We start from the raw sequence: 14,063 nt of genomic DNA on the forward strand, positions 1-14,063 counted from the left end.
GGCACGCGCGCCCTCATCCAATAGGAGCATGCATGCCGACGGCCGAAAGGATGTCTCGTCCAAGCACGGGGGGCTTGTATTCTGGGAAGGTGCGTCCCGGTCGGGCGCTGGCGACAAGGGTGGGCTGCAAGATGCCGCTGGCCGCATTGAGGTTCGCGTTCCAAGAGAATGTTGACGAAAGGCGGTTCGGTCGCCTGGCTCGCCTTCTCACGGTCATTCAGCTCGAAATCGAGAAGGAATCCGCGGAACTGCGACCGTCCGTGGAAAGGATGACGGACTGCGCCGCGTTCTCTTCGGAGGCGATGGAAAATGGTGAGGTGCCCGAACACATGTCCGCGCGGATCGATGCTCTCGCGCGGAAGCTGGCGCTCAACCGCGGACGGCAGGTCTCGCTGGAACAGCAGATGTCATTTGTCGACAGGACGAGAAAAGGGCTCTTGCGCATTCTCCCTTCCCATGGGGCGTAGCGCCCATACGCCAATTGACGGCATTTACCTTCCTGGGCGCTGGCGTAGTCTTTCGCTGCGGTCTGGGATCGCGGGGCCTTGGCTTTCAATAGAAAGATTGGCCGAATGCCTTGGACCGCCTGAATGGGGCGGCCTGCGCGCAGGGCTTCCCCGCACGCCTGCCGGAGGAATTGAATGAACCGCATGTTCCCCAATCAATGGCCCCCGACAACGGACCAGCAGGCCTCCGCCGACCAGGAGTTTATCGGCCTCTCCGACATAGCCGAATTTCTGCGACGCTATGTCGGAACCATCATCGCCTGTCTTGCCGCGGCCCTCTTGGTGGCCGGGTTCTACAATTTGACCACCGACCCGACTTTTACCGCCAGCGCGCAGATTCTGATCGAGCCGAAATTGCCGCAACACCTGCAGGAGGCCGGTGAAGTAAATCTGTCATTGGATACTGCCCAGGTGGAAAGCCAGATCGCAGTGATGCAGTCGGAAAAGATCGCTGCGATGGTCCTCGACCAGTTGAAACTTGTAGATGATCCCAAATTCAACAGTCCGCAGGTTCCGCTTTTGCTGGAGAGGTTTAGGAGGATAGGAGCTGCCCTGCTGGATGGTTCCGGGCTTCGGAAAAAGGCTTGGTTCACCTCGCTTTGGGAGTATTTCGGCCTAAGCGCGCCTGAAGCGACTGCGCCGCTGACCGACTATCAAAAGTCCCGGCGCAGTATGTTGATTTTCCGCGACGGCCTCGGCGTCCGCAGGGTCGGCGTTTCCTACGCGATAGAGATATCCTTCACCTCTCTTGATCCCGAAGGCGCAGCCAGGATTGCCAACGCCACGGCCGATGCCTTCGTGCGTGAGCAGATCGAAACCAAGACCGACGCTGCAAAGGAAGGCGGCGCGTGGCTCGAGAAGCGTCTTCGGCAGCTGCGCACCCAGATGAACGAGGCCATGGCGAAAGCGCAGCAGTTCCGGTCACGGCACGACTACAGCGTAGGCAGTGAAGCCGATGGGGAAGGCGCGACGAACGCTGAGCCTACTCTCGAAGAACTTGAGGTGACCGCTGAGACCTATCAGAAGATATACGAGAGCTTCCTGCAGGCCTACACCAACTCGGTAAGCCAGCAGTCGTATCCGGTTGCCGACGCAAGGGTGATCACAGCGGCGACCGCACCGCGCCATCCGAGCGCTCCAAGGCCGAAGTTACTACTGGCCTTCGCGGCTGCTGCCGGGTTCATTCTCGGCATCGGACTTTCGTTTGTAAGGCAAACGTTCGACTGGACCGTAACGTCGCCACGGCACATCAGGGACGACGTGGGTGTCGAATGCCTCGGAGAACTGCCGTCCACCAGCAGGAGAAGGGAAACCGGCCACGTCGACGAAGTGGCAAGGTATCCGCACTCTCAATACAGCTACAGCCTCAGGAAAGCACGCACCGAAATCGGCCTCGCTGAAACCAGCAGGCCGATCAGGTTTCTTGGGCTGACCGCTGTATCCAACGACAGTTCGAAGAGCTCCATCGCCAGCAATCTTGCCACACTTTACTCGATGTCGGGCTTGAAGACGTTGGTGATTGACGCCGACGTCCGGCGACCAATCATGACCAGGCGGCTACTCGGCTCATCGAGCGCCCTCGGCAGATCTTGCGAGGACCCTGTCCGGCTCAACATCGTCCGCGCCCCCGGGCGGCCGTTCGACATCCTTCCAAGTTCCGTTGTGGACGCCAAGCACCTATTGACACCAGGCAAAATGGAGGCGTTCCTCTTGGAGCTTACCGATTGCGACCTTGCCGCCTACGAACTTGCCGCCTACGACATTGTCATTGTCGACCTGCCGACGCTTGCCTCGGGAGCAGACGAACTAATTCTCGGGTCGGTGCTGGATAACGTCGTAGTCGTTGCCGAGTGGGGCAAGACACATGTCGAAACGCTGCGGGACTTTGTCAGGATGCTGCAGGCCAGCAGAACGCCGGTCCTTGGCGTACTTCTGACGACGGCTCGCGCGATGATGCCCAGGCGCCGCAAAGCATGAACCGGGGTAGGGGTATTCGTCCCTCGGAAGGTCGCAAAAGCGTGTAGGGGATCATTCCTTGGGATTAGGGGGATAGCCCCGGAACGTGACGCTACCTCCTTTGCCATTCTTGCCGACGAGCCCCGACCTTGGAACAGTGTCGGGAACAATTCGAAACAGCGACCGTCCCATGACAACGAACGCCTTCGAGTCGCATCAGGGAACCCCAATCTGGGTTCAGCCACCTCTACCCGTGGCGGCAGAAAGCCGAACGGCAGCCCTGCACGTTGTTCCCGCGCCTGACCACAACTGTGCCGGAGCAGTGTTGGCAGAGATGTCGCCCGGTATCAGGGCAGGAACGACGAACCCACCTCTTGGGGGTCTGCTGAAGCGGATCATGGATCTGGTGATAGCGGCTACGGCACTTGTCATTGCTGCGCCAGTGATGATCGTCGTTGCCATGCTGATCAGAGTGACGGCAGGAGGCCCGGCGGTGTTCTCGCACAGTCGTGTCGGCTTCGGCGGAAAGCCGTTCAACTGCTACAAGTTCCGCTCGATGGTTGCCAATTCGGAAGAAGTTCTGAAAGCATATCTCGAAGCCAATCCTCATGTCGGCAGGGAGTGGGAGGAAACCCACAAGATCAGGAACGACCCCCGCGTCACATCCCTTGGGTGGATGCTCCGCAAGTCCAGCCTCGACGAACTCCCCCAGCTCTTCAACATCATCCGCGGCGACATGAGCTGCGTGGGTCCAAGGCCCATCGTGACGGACGAACTCAACCGCTACGGCGACCACCTGGGTGAATATCTTCGGACAAGGCCGGGACTTACTGGTCTCTGGCAGGTGAGCGGAAGAAGCAGCATGGACTACGCCAGCCGCGTGGCGCTGGACAGTCAGTATGTGCGAAACTGGTCGATCTGGCTCGACATGGTGATCTTGTTCAGGACTATCTTCGCGGTGTTGCGCTTCGACAGGACTTCGTGAAGTCCCGATGGGTTACCGTTCGTTTTGCTTCCGGTGGACGGACAAGGACAGACCGATGACGTAGGCGCAAGCCAACACGAATGCCAGGAGCAGGAATTTTGTGACGGTCACATAGCCCGGTAATCCAAGGCCATTCCAGGCAAAGCTTCCGATCAGAAGCAGAGCAGTCGCCGCTATCAGGGCGGGAGCCTTGAATCGCAGCCCCATCAGAACGCCTGCTGCCGATACGGCGATTATGCTCATGAGCACCGAAATCTCCAGTGGCGCCCGCAGGACTGATGGCTCACTGCGGCAGGAAGGCTCCGTCAGGGATCCAGGGACCTAGAGCGTGTGCTCACTGATATGCGGCCTCAAAGTGCAAGGCAAGTGTCGAGGGGGACATTGCACAGATGGTGCATCGACCCAACCTGTCACGCCCTCATGTTCTTTGTCCGTCTGGGCGGCTTCCAGCAGCCGCGTTTTCTGCATCGGAAGCCCATGCCAAACGGGGCGCAGCGAACCATGCAAGCTTGATCAGTTAGTGCCCTGAACCGGAATCGTCTCCGCCTGAATGCCGCCACTTACAGGTAGGGCAGCCAAGCCCGACTGCGGCGGCGGGATCTCGATCTTCAGGGTATCGCCTGGCTCGATCGGCGTCGTTTCCTCAGCCGCGAGTTCTTCCGAGCCGCTGTCCGTCGTCCTCACGATCTTGAAGATCGGCTTGGCCCTTTCGGAGCGCTCCCTGAGGGCGAGCAGTGCAGGGGCGGTGACCTCGGTTTCGTGCAGCAACTGCACCGCAGTGTCGGTTTTGCGAGTAACCTCATTGAGCTGCAGCTGCGTCTCGCGCAAGGCCCCGGCGACTTCACTGGCTTGGTTGTTGCCGAGGTTGAGGATCTCGATGTCGGTCCTGCTAATCTCCTGCCTGACTCGCAAAAGCGAGGTCTCGGCAGCCAGCCTGTCGCTCTGCATCTGTGCGACCGTCCCCTCCAAAGCGAGTTCCCGCGGCGCAACCGCCAGACCCTTCTGGACAAGGGCTGAAACACCCGCGAGTTCCTTCTGGATGAGTTCGATCTGCTTGTCGTGGAAGGTCAGCTGCTGCTCGAGCGAGACCAGTTCCTTTTCCAGGAAATCCCTGAGTTCATGGAGGGCACGGAGTTGCGTCGTCATCGCGTCCTTTCGGACGGCGAAGATCTTGCGCTCCTGCTCCATCGCCATCGCGACCGTTTCGTTGGAAGCCCTGTCTTTCAGGTCCTCAGGGAAAGCGATGTCGTCGCTGCCAGCCAGTTCGGATTCCAGCCGCGCTTTGCGCGCGAGCAGACCGACGTTGCTCAGCGCCAACAAACCCACGTCGCCCTGGCCCGAGATGACTTCACGCTCGAGCCTCGACATGTCTTCCTCGTGTGTCCGCAGGCCGCCGGCGATACCCAGCGCCTGCAGGACCGTCAGGCCGGGCCTATAGGGGAACTCGCCGGGCTGCGTGACGTAGCCGACTATATAGAACGGCCTGTACTGGACGATCTCGACGGCGACATTCGGTTGGCGGCCGAGGCCCATGTTCTGCATCAGGCGGTCGCCGATCGCGCGGGCGAGGTCGCCGGGGGCGGCGCCCTGCGCGCGTATCTGGCCGACAAACGGAAGGAAAAGCGTGCCGTCGGCACCCACAACGAAACTGTCGTTGAGCGCCGTCCATTCGAAGATCACGTCGCGTGACGCGCGCCACTCGTAAACCTTGAGCCTGACCTTGTCCTGAGGTCCGAGGAGATACTCGGCAGCCGCCGCCGGCAAGGCGCAAACAGTCGCCGCCGCCAATGAAGCCGCCACCGTCACAAGCCATTTCCGCATTGTCTTCCCCGCCGTCAGATTTTCAGGATGTATTCGGGTTCGATCCGTCCCATGGCGACATGCAGGATCGCCAGCATGTTGCCCCTAAGCCTGCCTCTGCGATCGACATAAGGCTCCGGCCGCAGGCTCTTTGCGAGGTTGGCCGCTATATTCCTGAACATCAGGGACAGCGCGAAAGACGCCGGAACGGTGCCCTTCCTGATCAAGTAGATCGGGTTGGCGACCTGAGAGTATCCGAACCGCGTTCCGCTGGTGCGCCCCGACTTGATGCCGAGATGGACGCCCGTGATCGAGGTCACGCAAACCACACGGCCCCTGCACCTCAGTTGGCTGGTGAAGTCGATGTCTTCCTGCCAGCCATAGAGGACGAGGCGTTCGTCGAAACGCACATCGCCCACAATTGAGGAACGCACGGACATGTTGCAGCCGTAAGCTCCGACATGGTCGACCACCAGCGGTCCATGATACTTTTTGCCCTTGGCCTCGCGCAAGGCGGCTTCGGCATCTTCCCAGGTGAGGCCGGCATTCGTGGCCCCGTCTTTCACGACCCTGCCCATCACCACTGCCAATCCGTCATTTTCCGCAAAAGCTTTCTCGACCTGCTCCAGGTATTCGGGGGACGCAATGAAATCGTCGTCGAAGAATGTGATGATGTCGAAGCGCTGCAGGGAAGGCACGAGAGCGGTGTTTCGCTGGACAGACGATCCCTTTGGTCCGAAAACGAGCGACAATGGGAAAGGACAGCTTTCTGGCAACTCGACATGCGCGGCGTCGGGGGCCGACAATATGACCTCGTCGGGAATTCTCGTCTGGCCGCCCAGATATTCGATCAGGCGCGTGAGCTGTTCCCTGCGGCCGACGGTCGCGATGATCACTACGAGTTTCATGCCCGATCCAGGTTCCGGTTCCACCAACGCTAGACCGACGAGAGCGGCAAAACAGCCTGCATAAAAGGGGACGGAATGAGCTTGCCTACCTCCTGACACCGGCTTTTGGAGTATTCCCGTGGGACGACACACAGCCGGAAGTACTAGGCTGGCGTGCGCCCGGGGCAGCCTGTAGCCGATCGGACAACTTGCCCGGACGATGACGTGGAATGGAGACTGCCGGGTCTGCTGGTGCGAGGGAATCCATGCTCCACGAACGTTCTTCCGATCTGACGGTCGCGGCCAAGGTCGATGTGCCAATCGAGGAGTTGCCGGCCGCGCCGGAGCTTCGCGTCGACAGGTACGCTAAGATAGCGGTCGTTCACGACTGGTGCCCGAATTTTCGGGGCGGTGAACGGGTTCTGGCGCAAATCTGCAAGCAGTTCGCCAATGCAGAAGTCTTCACGCTTTTCGATTTCCTGCCGGCCGAGGTGAAGGAGCAGTATTTCCGCGACGTGGAATTCCATACGTCCGCTGCCAACCGGATCCCGATGGTGCAGAAATTCTACCGTTCCCTCTTCTTCCTCTGTCCTTTCCTGATCGAGCAGTTCGACGTGACAGGCTACGATGCGGTGATCTCGTCTTCGGCCGCATTTTCGCGTGGCGTGATCACCAGGCCGGACCAACCGCATCTTTGCTACGTGCACAGCCCGGTCCGCTACGCCTGGGACGAGCAGTTTTCCTATCTTCAGCAGGGTCACCTTGGGTTTGGCCCCAAGGGAATGCTCTACCGGTACATGCTCCATCGTTTGAGGACGTGGGACACGCGAACCGCGCACGGTCCGGACATGATGCTGGCGAATTCGAATTATGTCCGCTCCCGTATCCAGCACATCTACGGCCGCGAAGCCCGCGTGGTTTTCCCGCCGGTTGCCCTCGCAGAACTGCCCTGTGTCGAGGACAAACATGACTACTATGTCTCGGCATCTTTCCTTGCGCCGTACAAGCGCACCGACCTCGTCATCCGGGCTTTCAACCAGATGCCGTCGCGGCGGCTGGTCATCGTTGGCGAAGGGCAGCAGTCAGCCAGCCTGCGAGCCCTTGCCGGGCCGAATATCACGTTCTCGGGCTATCTGCCCCGGCAAGACTATGTGAACACCCTGGCACGCGCAAAGGCCATGGTCTTTGCAGGCTGCGAGGATTTTGGCATAGCGCTGGCCGAGGCGCAGGCTTGCGGAACGCCGCTGATCGCCTTCGGCCGCGGCGGGGCGGTCGACATTGTGCGGCGCCTCGGCTCATCGCCCGAGCCGACAGGGGTGCTGTTCAAGGCTCAAACCGTCGCTCATCTCAAAGAAGCAGTCGAACGGTTCGAAGAGAACATCCATGCCATCGCGCCTCGCTCCTGCGCCAGGAACGCAGAACGTTTTTCCGAAGAGAACTTCGACCGCGCTATCCTGGAATCGCTCGGGGCTGTCCAGGCACTTCACGAGATCATGTGAGTTCGCGAGCCCTGACGACCTTCGCTTCCGTGTCGACGCCGTCTGCGGCCGCCATCGCCTGGAGATAGCCCAAGGCCGTCGCTCTCCAACGGTATGTCGCAGCTCTCGCCCGACCCTTGCCTATCATCTGCAGCCTCAGGGCTTCAGAATTGCGAAGCTGCATGAAATGGTCGAACCATGCCTCCGGGTCGTCGGGAGGCGCATACAGCACTGCGTTCCCGCAGACCTCGGGCAGGCTGGCCCGATCGGAAACCACCACCGGGCAGCCTATCGCCATCGCCTCGAGCGCGGGGAGGCCGAAGCCCTCTGTGAGCGAGGGGAAAGCCAGGCATAGCGAGTCCCCGAGGAGAGCGGCCAACTCGCCATCGGAAATGCGGCCGAGCCAATGAATGTTCCCGGCGTTGGGCCTGGTCGCTCCTGACCTGAAAACACGCGAATCCGACATACCGACAATCGCGATCCTGAGCCCTGCTTCGGCAAGCCGGTCAGCCATGTTTAGGACAAGCCCCACATTCTTGTGGGGCGCTGAACTGCCGATCATGACGATGGTTTCCCGCGAGGCCGCCATCCGTGTCCTGACAGAATGTTCAGGTGTCCATCGCAAGGCATGTTCATGGCCGTTCCGGGCTACGAAAGCCCGTTGCCCGGGGACGACGCCGCGGTGGACTAGTTCGCCCAGCGAGTAATCGGAAACCGTCGAAACGCGCCAGGCCGTCTTGCCGAGGCACGGCAGCAACGTTTTGTAGAAGCTCCTGAAGGCGCGCGAATAGCTCTGCGGCGCATTCCAGACGTTTGCGTCATGGATGCAGACGATATGCTTTCGGGAAAGCAGTGGTCCCGTGTTGCAGAGGCTGAGCAGTCCGCCTCCGTTGAGCGACAACGGGAGCTGCGTCTGCTCCCAGATATGGCCGCTCGTGCGGCCGATCTCGCGGCGTCCGATGAAAGCTAGGGGCATCTTATCGGAGCCGGGGGGACAGTGCAGTCCGACTTCGAGGCCGCGGGTGAGGGGGTCGTGTTCCGCTATCAAGGCGTCGAGCGCGTGCACGACCTCGCGCGCGTAACGCTGGACGCCTGTTGTCGCCTGGGAAAGAAAACGCCCGTTGATTGTCCAGCGCCGTGCCATGGCGGCCCCCATTTTTCCTTCAGTGTGAGGCTGCGAAGACGCCGGGTCACCATGGCCATCGGGTCATCCGGTTAGCCGGGGAGCATCCGGATAGGCGAGGTCCGAGATTGTGCCTACCTCAAACGTCTGAGGACCTTAGTGCCCCCGGGAATGCTAGTCTCCTCCTGGGCGCCGAAAGGACCGGGGAAGGTGACATGGGCAAGCTCGAGTTCGGCACGACGGATACGCCACCGCCAAGACCGGCCGGACGGTTGAATGGTCACCACGCCGGGAAACCACTGGCGAGATCGCCTGCCGACGCTGCCCAATCCTCTATCGGGCATTCCGCCTGGGCGTGGGCGGACCAGGATGCGCCAAGACGACGCTGGACGATAAACGGAGACTTCACTACGCTCCGGCCGACCGGAGTTGCCCGCTACGCCCGTGAGGTGACCATGGCCCTCGACGCCCTCCTTTCGGAAGGGCATCCGCTCGGTCGCGACCTGGAGATCGATCTTGTGGTGCCGCGTCCGCTTTCGGAACCTCTCCGCCTCGATGCCATCCGCGTCCGGGTCGTTCCCGAATTCAGCAGGCCCCGACTGCCGCAATTCTGGGTGCAGGCGCAGTTGCCCTGGCACGTGCCGGGAGGATTGCTGAGCTTTTGCAACCTGGCTCCCGTCGCGCTGCGGCGCCAGATCGCGTGCATCCACGACATGCATACCAGACTCATGCCGTCGAGCTACGGGCGCGGTTTCCGCTGGGCACACCGCCTGATCCTGCCGGCGCTAGGCAGGCGGGCTGCCCGCATCACCACCGTCTCGCAACTCTCGCGCAGCCATCTGGTGGAGTTCGGCATCGCGCCAGAAGAAAACATCGTGGTCACCTACAACGGCAGCGACCATGCGAAGAGATGGGATGCGGCGAGATCGTCGCTGGCCATCGACCGCGGCAGGCCCTATGTCCTCTGCCTCGGAAGGCGGTATCAGGAATACAAGAACATGGCGCTTCTCGCCAGGCTGGCCCCGCTCCTCGACGAGATGGGCCTGGATCTCTGGATGCCGGGCGATGTCGACGAGACCACGGTGCTGCGCTACGTCCCGGAAATGCCTGGCAACATCGTCCTGCTTGGCCGCATAGGGGACGACGACTTCAAAAAGGCGCTCGAAGGCGCCCTGTGCTTTCTGTTCCCATCACGCATCGAAGGTTTCGGGCTACCCGCCGTCGAAGCGATGGCATCGGGTTGCCCCGTTATTGCATCGACGTCGGCGTGCCTTCCGGAGATCTGTGGTGATTCAGCTCTCTATGCCGATCCCGATGATGTGCAGTCCTGGGCCGAAAAAGTCCGCCTGCTGATGCTCACCCCATCACTGCGCGAATGGCTGGTGACTAAGGGAAACACCAGGGCAAGCAGCTATTCCTGGCGGTGGATCGCCTGGAAATATCTTGAGCTCATGATGCAGGTCGACGCCGATTTCGGTGAGTTCGACAAGTGAACGGATGTGAGTTTGAGGCAGGAATGGCTTTTTGAAGTCTCGCTTGTGGCCAGAAATCCAGGAGCAGCATGATGAATGAGCGGATCGACCTGGACAGATTGCAAGGCGCGGGCACAGAAGCATCCCCCAGGGCGGTTCTTTTCGACAACTCGCTGTCGATCCTGAACCGGACCGGCGCCTATCATATCGCGAAGGATCTGACCCGGGAATTCGTCCCGGGTCGGGCCGGGGTCCGATACTGGCGACTGGGTTCATTCGCTCCCGAAGGGCTGGTTCGGAAGATTGCCGCGCGGCTGATGATGCTTGAGATCAACTGGCTCCAGGACAGTGAGTTTTTCCTGATCCGTGACCGTATCGAAGAGCCCGGCTTTCGGCTGTTTCTGGATCCGCTTTATGTTCTGAGGTCACGTTTGACGAAGAACGATATCGTGCTGTGCCACGATGTCGGCCCGCTGACGCATAGCGAGCTCTACGACGAACGGACCAGCGCAAACTACGAACTCGCTTACCAGAAAATCCGCCGCGCCAAGCCGGGTGTCGTCTTCGTCAGCGACTTCTCCGCGAAGCAGTTCATATCCCTTTTCGGGTCAGATTTCCGGTTCCTGCGGATAATTCCCCTGTATCTGCGCACTGAACTGTTCAATGGCCCGGCCGAGAAGGCCCCGGGCATCGGCGGTCGGTATTTTCTGACCGTCGGCGCGTTTGAAACCCGCAAGAACCAAATCGCCGCTCTGAAGGCGTATCGAGACGGCGGATTCCATAGTCAAGGTATTGAATACCTGCTGTGTGGCTCGCGCGGTGACGGTCATGCAGACATCGTGGAACTCGCGAGGACCATCGCCGGAGTAAAGCTCATGGGTTACGTGCCCGACGCACAACTGCGCTGGCTCTATGCAAACGCCGAGGCATTCCTGCTGCCAAGCCTTCTCGAAGGTTTCGGGATGCCGGCGCTCGAGGCGGCCTATATGGGGCTGCTCCCGATCGTGTCCGAAGGCAGCGCCCTTGTGGAAGCCGTCGGAGGCAAATGCATTCAGGTACGGCCGGACCATCCTGATGAGATTGCACACGCGATGCGGAAAGTGCTTCTTCGTAGCCCCACGGAAAAATCGAAAACAAGTCGCGCGCTGCGCGACATGGCGTCAGCTACAACCAAGGATCGTTTTCTGCAGCAATGGAAGGATTTGCTGCGGGACGCCGCCAAAGCTGATTCTCCGACAGTCCTGCGACCTTGAAATCCCGATGCTGTAGCCGGTATGAGGGCCCGGCGGCTGGAAGGGGATGGGAACCGGCAGCGCCGCGCTCGCCGCTCGTTCAGCCGCTACTCTCTCTTGCGGCAGCCAACTGGCTGACCACGCAATGATGCCTATTGAGCGGCGACTAGGCGGTCGCCGAACCGGAGCACTTTGCCGGTAGTTTCGGTACCGTCATCGTAAAGTCTGACGACTTCCTCGGGCAGGAGCCGACCGACATCGGCTGCGCAGATGTAGTCGCGCATGGTGGTTCCCGTGGAGCGGGAATCCACATTGGCTGCACCGCGGTGAGCGATCACGTCATCGAGATGGACTGTCCTGAAGTCGATGCTGTACCTCGCGACTCCGGTCGTGTTTGGAACGGTTTCGTGCAGCTGCGCGCCAGAGAAGGCGATGATGCCGCCCGGCGGCGGCAGATAGCGGAGCGATTGTTCGTTCAGCTGCTGCTGCGGCTTCGGCTGCTCCCGGGCATCGCTCTTGACGTGTTTGGCGGCGTCGGCGCGGTTCTTGGTGTTCCATTCGTAGTAATTATAGATCTCGGAATTGTTCTCCACCGGAACATCGAAGTAGCCAGGGTAGAAGCCCATCGCGTTTTCCGGATCGAGCGGATAGATCGGTATCCACCAGTTGATCTGGCACATCGGAGCAGAATACCAGGTGTCGCGATGCGGGTGGAACGCATAGGCAATCCCTGACGACAAGAAATGGGACGGGTATGCCGATCTCATCCTTGGGACGTCGAAATAGAGCTTCTCCAGGTCCATCCCGCGCTCCTCCATGATGAGAGAGATCAGCCTCTTGCATTCTGGGTGATGGATGAAGGTGGGCTTTGTCTTGCCAAGAATCGAGGCGACGTGCTCCGCCGTCAGGTGCTCGTGGATCGCTCGCGGGTCATGCGGCGCGAACGCCTCTTCCAGCATCTCCCTGGCGAGGGCGATCAAGGCCTCGGTAGTCGGCGACGCCGAGAAGATGAAGATGTCTCCCGAGTAGAGCCTGCGTCGACGCTGTTCGTCGTCGTGGTTCGAGTCGATGAACAAGGCTGCCATGGAAATCCCCCCGCAAGGAGGCGCTGCCGCAAACGCATGCGCCGACTCAAGAAGCTAGCCTGTCGGCCGGCGGCGGCGACAGCGCCTCATTCGGAGTAGGGAACGACGCGAGGCATGGCATTTTGTCTTAGCGCCTTCATGGGCTACCCCAAAAGTGGCATCCCCTGCAGCCTATCAGTCGAGGCGGCGATTGCTGGCGCGAAACTGCGGCGAGGCGTTTGGCATTGCCGGGAACTCCAAGGGAAGCGCCAGCCCGGCATCGGCATCTTCAAGTCGCTGCCTGCCGTCCTTTTGATAAAGGGCGACGCCGACGCGTCGCTGATCGACGATTTGGCCCGCGAGGAGGCAAGGTTCTTCCTGGCTGCGGCAAGCAGATTAAATGTAGTGCTGATCGTCGAGTATTGTTTGCCGAGAATGCCTCCCTCCGTACGCCATCTCTGATGGCGCCTTGCCTTCAGCAGCCTGGCCTGCCTCGCCGAGCCAGGATAGGAAAGGGCCATAGCACGCATCGTAGGAAAAGAGCTTGGCGAACACACGCGCAGTCCCCTCGGATTTCTGATGCCGGAGTTCCGTATTGCTCAACAGCGCGATGACCGCCTGTGCAAAGTCTGCCGCGCCATCAGCCACAATCGCTCCCTCATCGAGCTGATGGGCGTCGGCGGCGTCCACGCCTATTGAGGTCGTCACGAGAGGCCGACCGTAAGACATGGCCTCGGCCACCTTGATCTTGACGCCGGCTGTGCCGGATACCAGCGGAGCCACGACCACCTGCGCGCGCCGATATTCCGGAGCGAGGTCCGGCAACGGTCCCACACACTGCACGCCGCCAGCCGGTGCAGCCTCATATGTGAAGGCGGCTGTTCCCACGATCCGGAATCTTGCTGCGGCGCAAGAGGTTCGAACCGCTGGCCAGACCTCCGACAGGAACCACGACAGCGCGGCACGATTGGGGTCTGTGGCATTTCCGACAAAGAGAAGGACGGGGTCATTGCTGCCGGGCTGCTTTTCGTGATTGTTGAAACCCATTCCTAGAGGGATCACGCGTTTCACCCCGAGCCGGTCGCGGGCGTAGCAGGCGTCATCCATGCTGTTGAAGCCGACGCATTCTGCCGCCTTCAGCGAGTGGGATAGTTTCTGCTCCTCAGCCCAAATTTTGTCTGCGCTGGGGTTTTCGCCGGCGACCATGTGCGATGCTCCACGGCGGTGCTTGAGATGGCCAACGAGTGAGAAAACCCTGTGACCACTGCGAGCGAGCCGAGAAGCGAAATGCACGGCATCGTGGAACAGTATGACGGCGTCGGGTCTCAGCGTGTCGATACGTTCCAGCACCCACTGGATTTCTCCATCTGGGAAATTTCGGTCCGTCATCAAAGGAACGGGAGCGACCCTCCGTGCGAGGAGCGATCCAGCCAAATTTCTAGGGCCAAGCAATTCCGTGGATAGAAAAGTTCTCTGACCCAATCTGACGCTTTTGCGAACCTGCCATGAAGAATATTTCTCTATTTCATATGCACTCCTGCAAATTGGGCTCCTTCTTCC

12 protein-coding genes are annotated in these 14,063 nt (G+C 60.4%); 6 read left to right on the top strand and 6 right to left on the bottom strand.

The genetic code is table 11. The annotated features are described in order from the left end of the window. Positions 1 to 131: 131 nt before the first annotated feature. The 3 genes from ACWGTO_RS28930 to ACWGTO_RS28940 all read left to right on the top strand — a co-directional run bounded on the left by ACWGTO_RS28930 (position 132) and on the right by ACWGTO_RS28940 (position 3,447). Positions 132 to 467: a hypothetical protein gene (locus ACWGTO_RS28930; protein WP_454578200.1), complete on the top strand. Its 336-nt coding sequence runs from the start codon at positions 132 to 134 to the stop codon at positions 465 to 467. 174 nt (positions 468 to 641) lie between these two features. Beyond that, entirely contained in the window at positions 642 to 2,483 is a 1,842-nt protein-coding gene (locus tag ACWGTO_RS28935) for a GumC family protein (RefSeq protein WP_454578201.1), read from the top strand. Positions 2,484 to 2,859: 376 nt separating this feature from the next. Next, entirely contained in the window at positions 2,860 to 3,447 is a 588-nt protein-coding gene (locus ACWGTO_RS28940; protein ID WP_454578202.1) for a sugar transferase, read from the top strand. 12 nt (positions 3,448 to 3,459) lie between these two features. On the opposite strand, the gene ACWGTO_RS28945 is transcribed toward ACWGTO_RS28940, so the two are convergent. The 3 genes from ACWGTO_RS28945 to ACWGTO_RS28955 form a co-directional block, all read right to left on the bottom strand. After that, positions 3,460 to 3,690, bottom strand: a complete 231-nt coding sequence (locus tag ACWGTO_RS28945; protein WP_454578203.1) for a hypothetical protein — start codon at positions 3,688 to 3,690, stop codon at positions 3,460 to 3,462. Positions 3,691 to 3,960: 270 nt separating this feature from the next. Beyond that, the gene (locus ACWGTO_RS28950; protein WP_454578204.1) at positions 3,961 to 5,268 is read right to left on the bottom strand and encodes a polysaccharide biosynthesis/export family protein; all 1,308 of its coding nucleotides are present in this window, start codon (positions 5,266 to 5,268) and stop codon (positions 3,961 to 3,963) included. Between the two features lie 14 nt (positions 5,269 to 5,282). After that, a complete protein-coding gene (locus ACWGTO_RS28955) occupies positions 5,283 to 6,155 on the bottom strand; it encodes a glycosyltransferase family 2 protein (protein WP_454578205.1) in 873 nt (290 codons plus the stop codon). 245 nt (positions 6,156 to 6,400) lie between these two features. Between ACWGTO_RS28955 and ACWGTO_RS28960 the strand changes: the two genes are divergently transcribed. After that, positions 6,401 to 7,633: a glycosyltransferase gene (locus ACWGTO_RS28960; protein WP_454578206.1), complete on the top strand. Its 1,233-nt coding sequence runs from the start codon at positions 6,401 to 6,403 to the stop codon at positions 7,631 to 7,633. Here the strand turns inward: ACWGTO_RS28960 and ACWGTO_RS28965 are convergent. After that, positions 7,626 to 8,756: a glycosyltransferase family 4 protein gene (locus ACWGTO_RS28965; protein ID WP_454578207.1), complete on the bottom strand. Its 1,131-nt coding sequence runs from the start codon at positions 8,754 to 8,756 to the stop codon at positions 7,626 to 7,628. The genes ACWGTO_RS28960 and ACWGTO_RS28965 overlap by 8 nt on opposite strands. Positions 8,757 to 8,950: 194 nt before the next feature. Between ACWGTO_RS28965 and ACWGTO_RS28970 the strand changes: the two genes are divergently transcribed. Both ACWGTO_RS28970 and ACWGTO_RS28975 read left to right on the top strand, forming a co-directional pair. Beyond that, the gene (locus tag ACWGTO_RS28970; RefSeq protein WP_454578208.1) at positions 8,951 to 10,228 is read left to right on the top strand and encodes a glycosyltransferase family 4 protein; all 1,278 of its coding nucleotides are present in this window, start codon (positions 8,951 to 8,953) and stop codon (positions 10,226 to 10,228) included. A 71-nt stretch (positions 10,229 to 10,299) separates the two neighbouring features. Then, positions 10,300 to 11,460, top strand: coding sequence for a glycosyltransferase (locus ACWGTO_RS28975; RefSeq protein WP_454578209.1), 1,161 nt, complete (start codon positions 10,300 to 10,302; stop codon positions 11,458 to 11,460). 131 nt (positions 11,461 to 11,591) lie between these two features. Here ACWGTO_RS28975 and ACWGTO_RS28980 read toward each other — a convergent pair whose 3' ends face one another. Then, positions 11,592 to 12,524 (bottom strand): hypothetical protein, encoded by a 933-nt coding sequence (locus ACWGTO_RS28980; protein ID WP_454578210.1) that lies wholly within the window; start codon positions 12,522 to 12,524, stop codon positions 11,592 to 11,594. 375 nt (positions 12,525 to 12,899) lie between these two features. Next, positions 12,900 to 13,853 carry a glycosyltransferase gene (locus tag ACWGTO_RS28985; RefSeq protein ID WP_454578211.1) on the bottom strand — a complete coding sequence of 318 codons (954 nt, stop codon included), beginning with the start codon at positions 13,851 to 13,853 and terminating at the stop codon, positions 12,900 to 12,902. Positions 13,854 to 14,063: the final 210 nt, after the last annotated feature.

This window comes from Mesorhizobium sp. PL10 (genome assembly GCF_053714315.1).

Excerpts from the sequence above, each read along its gene's own strand:
- ACWGTO_RS28930 (WP_454578200.1), top strand. The coding sequence starts at position 132 with ATGCCGCTGGCCGCATTGAGGTTCGCGTTCCAAGAGAATGTTGACGAA.
- ACWGTO_RS28955 (WP_454578205.1), bottom strand. The coding sequence starts at position 6,155 with ATGAAACTCGTAGTGATCATCGCGACCGTCGGCCGCAGGGAACAGCTC.
- ACWGTO_RS28975 (WP_454578209.1), top strand. The coding sequence starts at position 10,300 with ATGAATGAGCGGATCGACCTGGACAGATTGCAAGGCGCGGGCACAGAA.
- ACWGTO_RS28950 (WP_454578204.1), bottom strand. The coding sequence starts at position 5,268 with ATGCGGAAATGGCTTGTGACGGTGGCGGCTTCATTGGCGGCGGCGACT.
- ACWGTO_RS28960 (WP_454578206.1), top strand. The coding sequence starts at position 6,401 with ATGCTCCACGAACGTTCTTCCGATCTGACGGTCGCGGCCAAGGTCGAT.
- ACWGTO_RS28940 (WP_454578202.1), top strand. The coding sequence starts at position 2,860 with ATGGATCTGGTGATAGCGGCTACGGCACTTGTCATTGCTGCGCCAGTG.
- ACWGTO_RS28945 (WP_454578203.1), bottom strand. The coding sequence starts at position 3,690 with ATGAGCATAATCGCCGTATCGGCAGCAGGCGTTCTGATGGGGCTGCGA.
- ACWGTO_RS28980 (WP_454578210.1), bottom strand. The coding sequence starts at position 12,524 with ATGGCAGCCTTGTTCATCGACTCGAACCACGACGACGAACAGCGTCGA.
- ACWGTO_RS28935 (WP_454578201.1), top strand. The coding sequence starts at position 642 with ATGAACCGCATGTTCCCCAATCAATGGCCCCCGACAACGGACCAGCAG.
- ACWGTO_RS28970 (WP_454578208.1), top strand. The coding sequence starts at position 8,951 with ATGGGCAAGCTCGAGTTCGGCACGACGGATACGCCACCGCCAAGACCG.
- ACWGTO_RS28965 (WP_454578207.1), bottom strand. The coding sequence starts at position 8,756 with ATGGCACGGCGCTGGACAATCAACGGGCGTTTTCTTTCCCAGGCGACA.